Source organism: Citrobacter sp. RHB20-C16, from assembly GCF_013890155.1.
GTDB classification, from domain to species: Bacteria; Pseudomonadota; Gammaproteobacteria; order Enterobacterales; family Enterobacteriaceae; genus Citrobacter_A; species Citrobacter_A amalonaticus.
This window is the reverse complement of record NZ_CP057630.1, coordinates 2,043,397-2,058,876: the sequence shown is the minus strand read 5'-3', so window position 1 is coordinate 2,058,876 and position 15,480 is coordinate 2,043,397. Positions and strand designations below refer to the sequence as shown.

General features: G+C 54.8%; 11 protein-coding genes, 1 tRNA gene and 2 other RNA genes. 5 read left to right on the top strand and 9 right to left on the bottom strand.

Features of this window, described 5'->3' with window-relative positions:
- Positions 1-57: 57 nt before the first annotated feature.
- The 3 genes from HVX64_RS09835 to ghrA form a co-directional block, all read right to left on the bottom strand.
- Positions 58-612, bottom strand: a complete 555-nt coding sequence (locus tag HVX64_RS09835; RefSeq protein ID WP_043001033.1) for a molecular chaperone — start codon at positions 610-612, stop codon at positions 58-60.
- A 23-nt stretch (positions 613-635) separates the two neighbouring features.
- A complete protein-coding gene (locus HVX64_RS09830; RefSeq protein WP_043001034.1) occupies positions 636-1,373 on the bottom strand; it encodes a phosphatase in 738 nt (245 codons plus the stop codon).
- A gap of 86 nt (positions 1,374-1,459) precedes the next feature.
- Complete coding sequence (gene ghrA / locus HVX64_RS09825) at positions 1,460-2,398, bottom strand: glyoxylate/hydroxypyruvate reductase GhrA (protein WP_044258052.1); 939 nt, start codon at positions 2,396-2,398, stop codon at positions 1,460-1,462.
- A gap of 234 nt (positions 2,399-2,632) precedes the next feature.
- Between ghrA and HVX64_RS09820 the strand changes: the two genes are divergently transcribed.
- The 3 genes from HVX64_RS09820 to HVX64_RS09810 all read left to right on the top strand — a co-directional run bounded on the left by HVX64_RS09820 (position 2,633) and on the right by HVX64_RS09810 (position 3,422).
- Positions 2,633-2,720 (top strand) — tRNA-Ser (locus HVX64_RS09820).
- Between the two features lie 43 nt (positions 2,721-2,763).
- Positions 2,764-2,896: non-coding RNA, RtT sRNA (locus tag HVX64_RS09815), on the top strand.
- A gap of 393 nt (positions 2,897-3,289) precedes the next feature.
- A non-coding RNA gene (locus tag HVX64_RS09810) (RtT sRNA) lies at positions 3,290-3,422 on the top strand.
- 187 nt (positions 3,423-3,609) lie between these two features.
- Here HVX64_RS09810 and phoH read toward each other — a convergent pair.
- From phoH to putP, 5 genes are all read right to left on the bottom strand, one after another.
- On the bottom strand, positions 3,610-4,398 hold the full coding sequence (gene phoH, locus HVX64_RS09805; RefSeq protein ID WP_043001036.1) for a phosphate starvation-inducible protein PhoH: 789 nt from the start codon (positions 4,396-4,398) through the stop codon (positions 3,610-3,612).
- Between the two features lie 518 nt (positions 4,399-4,916).
- Positions 4,917-6,200, bottom strand: coding sequence for an iron uptake transporter deferrochelatase/peroxidase subunit (gene efeB, locus HVX64_RS09800; protein ID WP_043001038.1), 1,284 nt, complete (start codon positions 6,198-6,200; stop codon positions 4,917-4,919).
- Positions 6,201-6,205: 5 nt separating this feature from the next.
- Positions 6,206-7,333 carry an iron uptake system protein EfeO gene (gene efeO / locus HVX64_RS09795; RefSeq protein ID WP_043001039.1) on the bottom strand — a complete coding sequence of 376 codons (1,128 nt, stop codon included), beginning with the start codon at positions 7,331-7,333 and terminating at the stop codon, positions 6,206-6,208.
- A 56-nt stretch (positions 7,334-7,389) separates the two neighbouring features.
- Positions 7,390-8,223: an iron uptake transporter permease EfeU gene (gene efeU / locus HVX64_RS09790; protein ID WP_043001040.1), complete on the bottom strand. Its 834-nt coding sequence runs from the start codon at positions 8,221-8,223 to the stop codon at positions 7,390-7,392.
- 223 nt (positions 8,224-8,446) lie between these two features.
- Entirely contained in the window at positions 8,447-9,955 is a 1,509-nt protein-coding gene (gene putP, locus HVX64_RS09785; protein ID WP_044258054.1) for a sodium/proline symporter PutP, read from the bottom strand.
- Between the two features lie 397 nt (positions 9,956-10,352).
- Between putP and putA the strand changes: the two genes are divergently transcribed.
- Both putA and HVX64_RS09775 read left to right on the top strand, forming a co-directional pair.
- Positions 10,353-14,315, top strand: a complete 3,963-nt coding sequence (putA, locus tag HVX64_RS09780; protein ID WP_044258055.1) for a trifunctional transcriptional regulator/proline dehydrogenase/L-glutamate gamma-semialdehyde dehydrogenase — start codon at positions 10,353-10,355, stop codon at positions 14,313-14,315.
- A gap of 59 nt (positions 14,316-14,374) precedes the next feature.
- Complete coding sequence (locus tag HVX64_RS09775; protein WP_043001955.1) at positions 14,375-14,770, top strand: lysozyme inhibitor LprI family protein; 396 nt, start codon at positions 14,375-14,377, stop codon at positions 14,768-14,770.
- Here HVX64_RS09775 and rutR read toward each other — a convergent pair.
- Positions 14,767-15,405 carry an HTH-type transcriptional regulator RutR gene (gene rutR / locus HVX64_RS09770; RefSeq protein ID WP_044258058.1) on the bottom strand — a complete coding sequence of 213 codons (639 nt, stop codon included), beginning with the start codon at positions 15,403-15,405 and terminating at the stop codon, positions 14,767-14,769. The genes HVX64_RS09775 and rutR overlap by 4 nt on opposite strands.
- Positions 15,406-15,480 lie beyond the last annotated feature (75 nt).

The window sequence follows — 15,480 nt, the reverse complement described above, 5'->3', positions numbered from 1 at the left end:
CACACAAATTATGCAATGATTGAATCAAGTTGCATACAAAAGTGATGCATATCACAATTATTCATCAGTCTCTTCTTCCAGTTCATCCCACATCGCGCCAATGGCATCGCGTGTTAACGGCGCCATCGTTCGCCAGAAAGGGGTTGCGGCGTGCGCTTCCACTTTACCGAGGAAGGTATCACACCACGGAATGATGTAGTCCGCGAACAGAGTTTCCTGCGCCTCGCTTTCATCCTCCGCAGACTGATCTTCCAGCCAGGAGGCGGCCAGCAGCAACGTACCAATATGATCGGCTGGCGTTTCGCCAAGCGGCATACCCCGTGCAGAAAGGAAGGAGCGCACTTCTGATTCTGTCGCCCCTTCTACCCACGCGCTGCGATACGGTGGCACCGCGCACTCCGCACCGACAAACAGCGCGTTGTAATCCGCCGCCAACGGGGTCATATCACAGCTTTTCTGCAGACGCGCTAACAGTTCATCTTGCTCAAGCGGCCAGCTCGCCTGGAGTTTACCCTCGCGAATCAGGGTAAAAAGCGGAACCAGCAAAGGATCCTGCGGTTGACGGTAATACAGCGATCCCAGTACGCGGCACAGGATTGAAAACTCGTTCATCAAAATATTCCAGCTCGTGGTAGTTAAAGTTCAGCAAATTCAGGAATCGGCGCCATTCCGCGTGATTCCAGGAAATTGAGTAATCGTTTCGGGGTCACGTTCAAAATACGATCTTCCGGGAAATTCACTTCTTCGATAATTTTCAGACACTCACCGAAATCGCCCATTGTAAAGGCGGTATGAGAATCTGAGCCCAACGCCACCCAGCCGCCAGCATCGCGTACCGCTGCCGCTACCGCGCGACAGTTTGCTTCACTGCCTTTGCGTGAATGAAGGAAGGAAGAGTTGTTAATCTCCAGTGCAACATTGTATTTTGCCGCAGCCTCAGCAATTGCCGTGATATCAACGGGATACTTCGGGTTTCCAGGGTGGCTAATGATATGCACAACGCCGCTCGCCATGGTGGCGATCATCGCCTGCGTATTAGTGGCTTCATCGTGGGGGGCGAACACCGGCTCATGGAAGCCCGCGATGATCAGATCCAGTGAGGTGAGCATCGGCCCGGTACAGTCGATTTCACCTTCGATATTTTTGATATTTGCCTCAATGCCTCGCAGGATCCCGACCCCATCCACCACGCGCGGCCAGATACGCATATTGATGAAATGCCAGTGGTGTGGAGCATCCGCCATGTCCGGACCGTGATCGGTAATTGCGAACAGTTTCAGTCCCTGACGCTTCGCCTGGGCGATGTAATCGCTCAGAGTACTATAAGCATGGGTGCTGGCGACGGTATGCATATGCAGGTCAACGGGATACATGTCTCTCTCCTGTGGTCATTTTTCGACAAGGATAGCAGGAATCGCCTGCGTTTATTAGTCGAAACCCGGCAGATGCCGGGTTTCCCTTAGTAACCGCGCTGACGGTCGACCTGCCCGGTCACCGCTTCGCCGTTTTCCAGATGCGAAATCGTGCGGGAAATATAGGCGACGGCTTCAGCAGGACGCGTGACTGCCGCAATGTGCGGCGTCATCGCCACACGCGGATGTTTCCACAGCGGACTATCCACAGGCAGCGGTTCACGGCTGAAGACATCCAGCATCGCCCCTTTGAGTTTATTACTGTTCAGTGCGGCGAGCAGATCATCTTCATTAACGTGCACGCCACGCGCGAGATTCAGCAGATACGCCCCATCCTGCAGTTGGTCAAGCAGTTTGCCATTGATAATGCCGACCGTTTCCGCCGTATTGGGCAGCAGATTTATCAACACGCGAGTCTGGCTAAGGAATGCGCCTAACTCTTCAGTGCCAGCGAAACTCTCAACGCCTGGCCAGGTTTTACGACTGCGACTCCAGCAGCGCAGCGGGAAACCCCAGGCCTGCAAACTTTCAGCCACTTTCGCGCCCAGTACGCCAGCCCCCATAATTCCCACGGTAAACGCCTCGCGCGTATATTCCGGCAGCGGTCGCCATTGGCTCTCGTTTTTCAGCGCCTGGTAATCATCAAAACGGCGGAACCAGTGCAGCACCTGACTGACCGCGTATTCCTGCATCTGCAAGCCCATACCGGTATCTTCGAGACGAAAGAGAGGAATGGCAGGATCCAGCATCGTGGGATGGGCTTTCAGTTTGCTCAGGATCGAATCTACACCCGCCCCAAGTGCGAACACCGCCTTAAGTTTACGCCCTTCCAACATTTCTACCGGTGGATGCCAGACCAGCGCATAATCTGCCGGATCGGTATCGCCCTGCTTCCACTCCCGGACTCTGGCACCCGGAATAGCTTTTTCCAGGGCAGCGATCCACCAGGGGGTATCAAACGTAGGGTGATAGAAAATGATATCCATATTGACTCCTGCGGGTTGTTGTGCGGAATTTTTCGCACTTATTATCATCGTTTTCAAAGGGATCATCAGCATAGCAAATTCGCTGGCGCTGGCAAAAAAAGCAGTTTTCGCCTAATTAACCTACAGGTTGCTTGAAGTTTGTATAAACGCACGATTTTTTGGAAAAGTTGATTGACGCAGGCGGCGTATTTCCCTAAATTAGCGCCCGTTCCAGTCGTTGAGGAACAACAATATGGTGAGGTGTCCGAGTGGCTGAAGGAGCACGCCTGGAAAGTGTGTATACGGCAACGTATCGGGGGTTCGAATCCCCCCCTCACCGCCATATTTCAGATAAGAGCCGGTACTTATGTATCGGCTCTTTTCTTTTATATTCCCCAATGGGGGGGATGAGAATCCCCGACCAGGGGTCGACAACGGGCGCAGCCCGTTGGACGGAATGGCCGCAGGCCATGACGCCCGCAGGGCGAGCGAAGCGAGTCAATCCCCCCCTCACCGCCATATTTCAGATGAGAGCCGGTACTTATGTATCGGCTCTTTTCTTTTATATTCCCCAATGGGGGGATGAGAATCCCCGACCGGGGGTCGACAACGGGCGCAGCCCGTTGGACGGAATGGCCGCAGGCCATGACGCCCGCAGGGCGAGCGAAGCGAGTCAATCCCCCCCTCACCGCCATATTTCAGATGAGAGCCGGTACTTATGTATCGGCTCTTTTCTTTTATATTCCCCAATGGGGGGATGAGAATCCCCGACCGGGGGTCGACAACGGGCGCAGCCCGTTGGACGGAATGGCCGCAGGCCATGACGCCCGCAGGGCGAGCGAAGCGAGTCAATCCCCCCCTCACCGCCATATTTCAGATGAGAGCCGGTACTTATGTATCGGCTCTTTTCTTTTATATTCCCCAATGGGGGGGATGAGAATCCCCGACCGGGGGTCGACAACGGGCGCAGCCCGTTGGACGGAATGGCCGCAGGCCATGACGCCCGCAGGGCGAGCGAAGCGAGTCAATCCCCCCCTCACCGCCATATTTCAGATGAGAGCCGGTACTTATGTATCGGCTCTTTTCTTTTATATTCCCCAATGGGGGGATGAGAATCCCCGACCGGGGGTCGACAACGAACGAAGCCAGTCAATCCCCCTCACCACCCTATGTGACATTCGCCTAAAAAAAAAGCCCGGTTTTCCCGGGCTCTGAGCGCAAAGATTGCTAACTTAACTGTACGCATTCAGCGTTCGTTGGCAGAGCGCCGAGCGAACGCAATCATCTTTATTGAAGCGAACAATCCCTATCATTTCATCTTCTTTAAAGCGGGCCAGCGCGTCACTGAGCCCTGACTGAACATGAGGGGGTAAATCGCACTGGGTAATGTCCCCGTTGACGATAACCGTCACATTCTCCCCGAGGCGCGTTAAGAACATCTTCATTTGCGCAGCAGTGACGTTCTGAGCCTCGTCAAGAATGACCACTGCATTTTCAAATGTACGTCCGCGCATGTAGGCGAACGGCGCGATTTCCACCTTACCGATTTCAGGTCGCAGGCAATACTGCATAAAAGATGCCCCGAGTCGTTTAACCAGCACGTCATAAACCGGCCGGAAATAGGGAGCAAACTTCTCCGATACATCTCCAGGTAAGAAGCCGAGATCTTCATCAGCCTGCAGAACTGGACGGGTGACAATGATCCTGTCTACATCTTTATGTATCAGGGCCTCTGCTGCTTTTGCCGCACTGATCCAGGTTTTACCACACCCGGCTTCGCCCGTAGCGAAAATCAGTTGTTTACTCTCGATAGCATTCAGGTAGTGCGATTGAGCCTCATTGCGCGCCATGATTGGCGTGGCGTCGCGACTGTCGCGCGCCATGCCAATCGCTTCTACGCCACTCATCTGCACAAGCGAGGTGACCGATTCTTCTTCACGCTGTTTATGACTGCGTGAGTCCCGTCTCAGCACACGTTTTGCTTCACGACGAGCTTTGATCACTGCTTTTTGTCTTCCCATGGATAGCACCTTGAGTTGTTGGTATTCATCACACGCGCCGTTGGCAGCGCGATTATGCGCACGAACATCTGCGGGTTGGCTTCCTTGTAAGCCATTGCTTGCCTTTCGAATAGACGCCACACACGGCTACGCGCACCGAATATGGCGTCAGTAACACGAAGAAGAGGGGAAAATGAGAGAAATTTAGCGGTGACGAGATGGCTACCGGAGGAGAGACTTCCGCGTAATAGGCTGCAAAAACTGTCAGAAACGTGTCCACGAGAGGACTTTACCATTCGCGATCTCCATAGTGAATAACCATCACTGCCGGGAACTACCGCTATTACGTATAATTACATCAGAACTTAGCAATAACGCAACAATATTTTTACCTGATGTTAACTAAATTCTCATTTCTGTTGGCAACAGTCTCTTACGGAGATATTACAAAATTATTTCAAAAAACGGATCATATAAAAAAAGAATATTTTCAGCCGCGTGAGACGCAACATACCCCGCCCACAGACGGGGTATCACTGTCAGGCTTCAAGCAGAGACTGGCCCAGATAGCGATCGGCCTGCTTGATTCCCGGTAGCGCGAAGAAATAGCCGCCGCCAATCGGCTTAACGTACTCTTCCAGCGCTTCGCCGTTTAGCCGCTTCTGCACGGTCAGGAACCCTTTTTCCAGGTCGTGTTGATAGCAGACAAACAGCAATCCCATATCAAGCTGTCCGGATGGCGTCACGCCAAGGGAGTAGCTGTATCCACGACGCATCATCAGGCTCGACTGCGTCTGCGCCGTGCGTGGATTCGCCAGACGAATGTGGCTGTCCAGCGCAATGACGTTGCCGTCCGGGTCGCTGGCGTAATCCGGCACATCATGTTCGTGCTGCATCCCCAACGGAGCGCCGGTGTGCTTATCGCGGCCAAAAATGGTTTGCTGCTCTTTGAGCGGCGTGCGATCCCAGAATTCGACGCGAAACTGAATCAGACGAACAGCCTGATAAGATCCGCCAATGGCCCACGCCGGTTCCCCCTGCTCCGCCGTCACCCACACCACGTCCTGCATCAGCTTTACATCGCTGCTGTCCGGATTCGCCGTACCGTCTTTAAAGCCCAGTAAATTGACCGGAGTCTCTTTACCCTTACTGCGCGCCGCATGGTCGGATATAAACCCTTCTCGCTTCCAGCGAACGCTCAGCAAATCCGGCGTATGTTTGATGATATCGCGCAGGGCATGGATCACCGTGTCCTGGGTGTTAGCGCAAATCTGTAGCAACACATCGCCATGGCATAACGCCGCATCCAGAGAGTCATTCGGGAAACGGGTCATTTTCTGCAACGTCTTTGGCATCTGCGCCTGTAGGCCAAAGCGCGTATCGAACAGCGAATGCCCCACCGACAGCGTCATGGTCAGGTTATCCGGCGCGATGAAGGCGCCGAGGATCCCGGAGTCCATTGGTGGCATACGCGGGTTCGGCGTTTCCGGTGCCGGGCCGCCAGTGGTCAGGAAAGCAATACGTTTCGTCAGCAGGCGAAACAACCGTTCGAGCTCACCTTTATCCGATGCCAGAACGTCAAATGCCACCAGCATCATTGAAGCCTGCTGCGGCGTCAAAATACCCGCCTGATGGGGACCGTAAAAAGGCTGAGTCTCGCTACGAGCATCCGGCGACAAGGTTCCCGGCGCGCTTTGCGGCTTTTGCGCATGGGCGACCGGACAACCGCCGGCCAACGCCAGCGCGCCGCCGAGCGCGCCCATTCCTTTCAACAAACGTCTGCGTGACGGTTCGCTCACGCCGTTTTTATTATCATGCTGCATGGTGCTTAATCCAGACCCAGTACACCGCGTAATTGCGCGAGATCTTCCGCCAGCGTCGTAATCGGGCCTTTCAGCGCGTTGCGATCTGCATCGGTCAGTTTATCGTAAGTCTCAAAACCGTCTTTGGTGCGATATTTCGCGAGGATGGTATCCACTTTTTTGAAGTTCGCATCCACTTTTGCTAACAGCTCGCTGTTCTCTTTTTGCAGTTGCGGACGCAGCAGGTTTACGATCTTCTGCGCTCCGTCAACGTTCGCCTGGAAATCCCACAGATCGGTATGGCTGTAGCGATCTTCCTCGCCGCTGATTTTACTGGCCGCCACTTCTTCAATCAGTCCTGCTGCACCGCCAACCACTTTTGACGGTGGGAATGCCAGTTCACTGATGCGTTTTTGCAGATCCAGAACGTCGGTATTTAACTGATCGGCGTAGTTCTCCATCCCTTTGACCGAGTTATCGCCAAACAGCGCTTTTTCCAGACGGTGGAAGCCGGTAAATTTCGGGTCGGCGGCTTTCTGTTCGTAATCGTCTTCACGGGCATCGATGCTGCCGTCAAGATCGGAGAACAGCTCAGCAATCGGCTCGATACGTTCGTAATGCTGACGAGTTGGCGCATACAGTGACTTCGCTTTCTCCAGATCGCCCGCCTTAATGGCATCGGTGAAGGCTTTAGTTCCCGCCACCAGTTGCGCGGTCTCTTCGGTCACATAGGCTTTATAGTTGGTGATAGCGCCACCCAGACTCAGTAAAGCGTCACTCTGCGCGGCATCGGCCGTCGCGCTGCCCTTAACAATCAACTTCCCTTTCGGGTTAGTCAGCAGGCCACAGGTCATGTCATATTCGCCCGGTTGCAGATTGGCAGTCATCTTCTGGCTGAATCCCGGCGCGATGTTTTCGCGTTCTTCAACCACCATCACCCCCTTCAGGATCTCCCATTCCAGCGCTTTCTGACTGTGGTTTTGAATGATGAACTGGGTTTTGCCGGCATTAACCGTAATGCTCATCGGCTCACATTGTTTATCCGTTACCGTGACGTTAACCTGCGGAATATCCGCAGCATGGGCAGTAAAAGCAGAAGCAAACAGTGCAGCCATGCCAAGCTGCAGCGCACTACGGCGAAAGTGATTCGTCATGACCATCCCTTTAAATAAGTATGTTGTAACTACATAAGAGTTTGCGTCGCGAAGCGTCAAGGCGCTGCGCGGGACGCGGTTGTGCCTGTGCGCGGCGGCAATGCAAACACCACCAGCGCCGGTATCAGATAGATAAACCAGACCGCAACTTCACTGACGCTCGGAGCTTCCTGGTAGCCAAAAATGCCTTCCATCAAAGTGCCAAACAGCGAGTGCGTCGAAAGAATAGCGCTCATATCAAATGCCACGTCCTGGAAGTGATTCCACAATCCCGCTTCGTGGAAGGCGCGAATCGCGCCTGCAGCAAGACCGGCTGCCACCAGCAAAATGAACAGGCTGGTCCACTTAAAGAAAGCGCCCAGGTTCAGACGGATACCGCCCCAGTAGAGTAAGAAACCGAGAACAATCGCAGTCGCCAGCCCCATCATGGCCCCCACCGGCGGCCAGATCCCGACATCCTGTTGAAAGGCCGCCAGCAGGAAAAAAACGGATTCCAGCCCTTCACGCGCCACGGCGAAAAAGACCATCATGATCAGTGCCCAGCCGTGGTGATTACCGCGCTGTAATGCGCTGTCGACCGCCTGCTCCAGTTGGACTTTGACGTTGCGCGAAACCTTACGCATCCAGAACACCATCCAGGTGAGGATCACCACAGCAATCACCGCGACGATACCCTCAAACAGTTCCTGCTCCTTCTGCGGAAACTCACCGGTGGTCTCGTTGATGAAGATCCCAAGGCCCAGACACAGCGCCGCCGCCAGAAATACACCAATCCACATCACGCCAATCCAACGGCCTCGTTGGGTACGCTTCAGATAACTGGCTATCAGGCTGACTATCAGCGCGGCTTCCAGCCCTTCACGCAACATAATTAGAAACGGAACAAACATGCCAGACACCCTTAAACGTTATTCTTAGTCAACTGATGCAAAGAAAGGTAAATTACAGTGATAGTGATTATCATTACGGCAAGAGAAAACTCAAGCAGAATGTAATGATAATGATGTCAGAATGTAAACACTTAGCGGGTTAATGATTGTGGCAGGAAGCGATAGCTGAAAAAGACAAAAAAGCCCGCACGAAGCGGGCCTGATTAGTCAGTGAACTGAGACGTTAGCCTTCCTGCAAACGCGATGGCGGTGCGGAATGATAGTGCGCGTCAGCCTCAGCAAAGCGTTTGATCATCGCCGATGATGGCGCTTTACCCAACAGACTGAAGACGACGATACCGACGCTGCCGAAGATAAAGCCCGGAATGATTTCGTACAGATCCAGCCAACCGAAATGTTTCCAGACGATCACCGTCACGGCACCGATAATCATCCCGGCCAGTGCGCCGTTGCGAGTCATACGCGACCACATCACCGAGAACAGTACCACCGGACCAAACGCGGCGCCGAAACCAGCCCAGGCATAGCTCACCAGACCCAGGACCCGGTTATCCGGGTTCGCCGCCAGGGCAATCGCCACCAGCGCGACCACCAGCACCATAATGCGCCCTACCCAAACCAGCTCCTGTTGGCTGGCACCTTTGCGCAGGAACGCTTTGTACAGATCTTCGGTAATGGCGCTGGAACATACCAGCAACTGACAGCTCAGCGTTGACATTACCGCCGCGAGAATCGCAGACAGCAGGATACCGGCAATCCACGGGTTAAACAGGATTTGCGCCAGTTCGATGAACACGCGCTCCGCGTTCTGATTCACCGACCCCGCCAGCGCCGGATTGTTGTTGAAGTAAGCGATGCCGAAGAAACCGACCGCGACCGCACCTGCCAGACAGAGGATCATCCAGGCCATGCTGATACGGCGGGCATGAACGATGCTGTGGTGGGAATCCGCCGCCATAAAACGTGCCAGAATGTGTGGCTGACCAAAGTAGCCCAGGCCCCAGCCCATCAGGGAAATGATGGCGACGAAATTCAGCCCTTTGAGCATATCAACGTTCTCAATGCTCTTCTGTTTAATGACTTCCAGCGAATCGCCAAAGCCCCCAACGCTGATGATGACAATCACCGGCGTCAGGATCAGCGCAAAAATCATCAGACTGGCTTGTACGGTATCCGTCCAGCTTACCGCGAGGAATCCGCCAATAAAGGTATAGAGGATGGTGGCCGCCGCGCCTGCCCACAGTGCGGTTTCGTAGCTCATGCCAAAGGTGCTTTCAAACAGACGCGCCCCTGCCACGATGCCGGATGCACAATAAATAGTGAAGAACAGCAGAATCACCAGCGCGGAGATAATGCGCAGAACCCGGCTCTTGTCTTCAAAGCGCCCGGTGAAGTAGTCCGGCAGCGTCAGGGCGTTATTATTATGTTCGGTGTGCACGCGAAGGCGCCCGGCCACCAGCTTCCAGTTGATCCACGCCCCTAACGTCAGGCCGATGGCAATCCAGCTTTCTGAAATCCCGGAAATGAAAATCGCGCCCGGTAAGCCCATCAGCAGCCAGCCGCTCATATCTGACGCGCCCGCAGATAATGCGGTGACAAATGGCCCGAGACTGCGGCCCCCCAAAATATAATCATCAAAGTTCTTGGTTGAACGCCAGGCGATAAAACCAATCAGTATCATGCCAAAAATATAGACACAGAACGTCACCAGCATCGGTGTGCTAATTGCCATAAAATCTCCAGACTCTTCTGTTTTATTGCTCTGCCGGAACGTGGCAAAGCCTGTTGTATTTCCCGGGCGACCGTATCCTGCCGGAAGCGCGGTTTATTCACAATCTATTTAACACATCATTTACATCAAATTTAAATGCAGATGAACACTATTTTCTGGCAGGTTGCACTCTCTCACATTTTTCGCGGTTGCACCTTTTAAAAGTGTTAACTGCCGCAGAGAAAAAGATAGCGTTATTATTTTTCCCAACGTCATACATCTTTCTTTTATTAACATTTCATTCATTTTTAAGCTTGTTATACAGGTCACATTTAACGTGGTTGCACAAAGTTGCAACATAGTAGATATTTCTCGATAACGATAAGCAGTACCTCACCGAACAACAGGAGCAGATGGCATGGGAACCACCACGATGGGGGTTAAACTGGATGACGCAACGCGCGAGCGCATTAAGTCAGCGGCAACGCGAATTGATCGCACCCCGCACTGGTTGATTAAGCAGGCAATCTTTAATTACCTGGAAAAACTGGAAAACGATGACACGCTGCCAGAAATTCCTGCGCTATTGGCTGGAGCCGCCAACGAAGGCGATGAATCCACGGTGCCGCAGGAAGAGATCCATCAACCTTTCCTGGAATTTGCCGAGCAGATCCTCCCACAGTCGGTCTCGCGTTCCGCCATTACCGCCGCGTATCGTCGCTCTGAAACTGACGCGGTCTCGATGCTGATGGAACAGGCGCGTCTGCCGCAGCCGGTAGCCGAACAGGCCCATAAGCTGGCTTACCAACTGGCGGATAAACTGCGTAATCAGAAAACAGCCAGCGGCCGTGCCGGTATGGTGCAAGGCTTGCTGCAGGAGTTTTCTCTCTCTTCGCAGGAAGGGGTGGCGCTGATGTGTCTGGCGGAAGCGCTGCTGCGTATTCCGGATAAAGCCACGCGCGATGCCTTAATCCGCGACAAAATCAGCAACGGTAACTGGCAGTCGCACATTGGTCGTAGTCCGTCGTTGTTCGTCAACGCGGCGACCTGGGGTCTGCTGTTCACCGGTCGTCTGGTCTCCACCCATAACGAAGCCAGCCTTTCGCGCTCCCTGAACCGCATTATCGGTAAGAGCGGTGAGCCGCTGATCCGTAAAGGCGTCGATATGGCGATGCGTCTGATGGGCGAACAGTTCGTGACCGGAGAAACCATTGCCGAAGCGCTGGCGAATGCCCGTAAGCTGGAAGAAAAAGGCTTCCGCTACTCTTACGATATGCTGGGTGAAGCCGCGCTGACCGCAGCCGATGCGCAGGCCTATATGGTCTCCTATCAGCAGGCAATTCATGCAATTGGTAAAGCGTCGAACGGACGCGGGATTTATGAAGGTCCGGGGATCTCTATCAAGCTCTCCGCCCTGCACCCGCGTTACAGCCGTGCCCAGTACGATAGAGTGATGGAAGAGCTCTATCCGCGCCTGAAGTCGTTGACGCTGCTGGCGCGCCAGTATGATATCGGCATCAATATCGATGCCGAAGAGGCCGACCGTCTGGAGATCTCCCTCGATCTGCTGGAAAAACTGTGTTTTGAACCTGAACTGGCTGGCTGGAACGGTATTGGTTTCGTCATTCAGGCGTACCAGAAACGTTGCCCGTTCGTCATCGATTACCTGATCGATCTGGCCACCCGCAGCCGTCGCCGCCTGATGATCCGCCTGGTCAAAGGCGCCTACTGGGATAGCGAGATCAAACGCGCCCAGATGGACGGTCTGGAAGGCTACCCGGTTTACACGCGCAAGGTCTACACCGATGTCTCTTATCTCGCCTGCGCGAAAAAGCTGCTCGCCGTACCGAATTTGATCTACCCGCAATTTGCAACCCACAACGCCCATACGCTGGCAGCCATTTACCAGTTGGCCGGGCAGAACTACTATCCAGGTCAGTATGAGTTCCAGTGCCTGCACGGAATGGGTGAGCCGCTGTACGAACAGGTCACCGGTAAAGTGACGGATGGCAAACTTAACCGTCCGTGCCGCATTTATGCACCGGTTGGCACCCATGAAACGCTGCTGGCGTACCTGGTGCGTCGTCTGCTGGAAAACGGGGCGAACACCTCCTTTGTTAACCGTATCGCGGATACCACGCTGCCGCTGGACGAACTGGTGGCCGATCCGGTCGAGGCCGTTGAAAAACTGGCGCAGCAGGAAGGTCAGACCGGTCTGCCGCATCCGAAAATTCCGCTGCCGCGCGATTTGTACGGCAAAGGGCGCGAAAACTCTGCCGGTCTGGATCTTTCCAACGAACATCGTCTGGCCTCACTCTCCTCTGCCCTGCTCAACAGCGCGCTGCAAAAATGGCGAGCGTTGCCGATGCTCGAGACACCGGTTGCAGAGGGCGAAATGAGCCCGGTGGTCAACCCGGCAGAACCGAAAGACATCGTCGGTTATGTCCGTGAAGCCAGTGAAACTGAAGTCGAACAGGCGCTGCAAAGCGCGGTGAACAATGCTCCTATCTGGTTTGCGACGCCGCCGCATGAACGTGCCGCCATCCTCCATCGCGCTGCCGTGTTGATGGAAGGCCAGATGCAACAGCTGATCGGCATTCTGGTGCGTGAAGCCGGTAAGAGCTTCGCCAACGCCATTGCCGAAGTGCGTGAAGCAGTAGACTTCCTGCATTATTACGCCGGTCAGGTGCGTGACGATTTTGATAATGAGACCCACCGCCCGCTCGGTCCGGTTGTTTGCATCAGCCCGTGGAACTTCCCGCTGGCCATTTTCAGCGGACAAATCGCCGCCGCGCTGGCTGCAGGCAACAGCGTACTGGCAAAACCCGCGGAACAGACGCCGCTTATCGCAGCCCAGGGCATTGCCATCTTGCTGGAAGCTGGCGTACCGCCGGGCGTGGTGCAACTGCTGCCTGGCCGGGGTGAAACGGTGGGCGCGCAATTGACCGCCGACAGCCGCGTGCGCGGCGTGATGTTTACCGGTTCTACCGAAGTGGCGACGCTGCTGCAACGTAACATCGCGACGCGTCTGGATGCACAGGGACGTCCGATTCCCCTGATCGCCGAAACGGGCGGCATGAACGCGATGATCGTTGACTCGTCTGCCCTCACCGAACAGGTGGTGGTCGACGTACTGTCCTCGGCATTTGACAGCGCCGGACAGCGCTGCTCCGCGCTGCGCATACTCTGTCTACAGGATGATATCGCCGACCACACGCTGAAAATGCTGCGTGGCGCGATGGCCGAATGCCGGATGGGCAACCCGGGGCGTCTGACCACCGATATCGGTCCGGTGATCGACAGTGAAGCCAAATCCAATATTGAACAGCATATTCAGGCTATGCGGGCGAAAGGTCGTCCGGTATTCCAGGCGGCGCGTGAAAACAGTGAAGATGTCCGTGAATGGCAAAGCGGTACATTCGTTGCGCCAACGCTGATCGAACTGGAAAGCATTGACGAGCTGCAAAAAGAGGTCTTTGGTCCGGTTCTGCACGTTGTACGCTACAACCGTAACAACCTGGACGCGCTGATTGACCAAATCAACGCCTCCGGCTACGGTCTGACGCTGGGCGTCCACACCCGTATTGATGAAACCATTGCCCAGGTCACCGGTTCGGCGCACGTAGGCAACCTGTACGTTAACCGGAATATGGTGGGGGCGGTCGTCGGCGTACAGCCGTTCGGCGGCGAAGGACTCTCTGGGACCGGCCCAAAAGCCGGTGGGCCGCTCTATCTCTACCGTCTGCTGGCAAATCGTCCGGAAAATGCGCTGGCCATCACTCTGGCGCGTCAGGATGCGGACTATCCGGTAGACGCCCAGTTGAAAGCCGCGCTGATCCAGCCGCTGGAAGCGCTCAGCGAGTGGGCGGCCGATCGCCCTGTGTTACGTCAACTTTGCCAACAGTTTGGCGAACTGGCGCAGGCCGGTACGCAGCGTCTGCTGCCTGGCCCTACCGGGGAGCGTAACACCTGGACGCTGTTACCGCGTGAGCGCGTACTGTGTATCGCGGATGATGAACAGGATGCGCTGGTGCAACTTGCCGCCGTCACTTCGGTCGGGAGTCAGATTTTGTGGACTGACGATGCTTTCCACCGTGACCTGGCGAAACGCCTGCCGGCAGCGGTTTCTGCCCGCATTGCGTTTGCGAAAACCGACAGCCTGACAACGCAGCCTTTTGATGCGGTGATCTTCCACGGCGATTCCGATCAGCTTCGTGCCCTGTGTGAAGCGGTAGCAGCCCGTGAAGGCGCGATTGTCTCGGTACAAGGTTTCGCCCGTGGTGAAAGCAATATTCTGCTGGAGCGACTGTACGTCGAGCGTTCGTTAAGCGTGAACACGGCAGCCGCCGGAGGTAACGCAAGCCTGATGACAATTGGCTAAGGCTGTGGTTAATTAAGGCTCCGGAAACGGGGCCTTTTTTTATGGAGCCAGAGGGAATGATGAAACGAATACTACTCACCTGCGCTGCGCTGCTGCTCAGCGGTCAGGCGCTGGCCGATGACTGCGCAAATGCCAGCACGCAAGCGGAAATGAATACCTGTGCCGTCACCCAGTATCAGACGGCAGACAAAGAACTGAATGAAACGTATCAGAATGCGCTGAAACGCGCAGCCCCGCCACAGCAGGAACTGCTGAAAAAGGCACAGACCGCGTGGATCGCCATGCGCGATGCCGACTGCGCGCTTATCAGCTCCGGCACCGAGGGGGGAAGTGCTCAGGTGATGATCGCCAATCAGTGTCTGGCGGATAAAACCGCCGAGCGTGAAGCGTTTCTCGCCTCGCTGCTACAGTGCGAAGAAGGCGATATGAGCTGCCCACTGCCGCCTGCCAATTAACGAACGCGAATTCCCTCAATAATCATGCGTTGAACGTTTTCAACCGTCTGATTAAAAAAGGTTTCGTCACGCAGCGTTGCGCCCGTCACCGCCTCAACCTGAGGCGCAAAATCGGCGTAATGCTGTGTTGAAGCCCAAATCATGAAGATCAGATGATGCGGGTCGATCGGCGCCAGTTTGCCGCTCTTCACCCAACCGGCAATCAGGGCGGACTTTTCATCAATCAGCGTTTTCAGATCGCCGGTCAATTCATCCATCAACAGCGGCGCACCGGCCAGCATCTCCATGCAAAAAAGACGCGAGGCCTGCGGGTAATCACGGGACACTTCCAGCTTCAGCCGGATGTACTCTTTAATGGCAGCCAATGGCGCAAAATCTTCCCGAAACGCTTTTAAGGGCGCCAGCCAGATATCCAGAATTTGACGTAGCACGGCGACATACAGCGCCTCTTTTGACGGGTAGTAATAAAGAAGATTGGTTTTGGAGACGCCGGCCTGCTCGGCAATGTGTTCAATACGAGTGCCGTGAAAACCATATTGCGAAAACGTATTTAATGCGGCTGTCAGAATCGCTTCGCGTTTCGCGCTGACCGCCTGCGAGCGTTTACCTGTTTTTTTCTCAGCACGTTCGGCCATGCCCTTCCCTTGTTCGGTGAATCTGTCAGTGGCGCATAGTCTGCGTGGCGTTTCCTTTCAGTGCAACCTGACGGG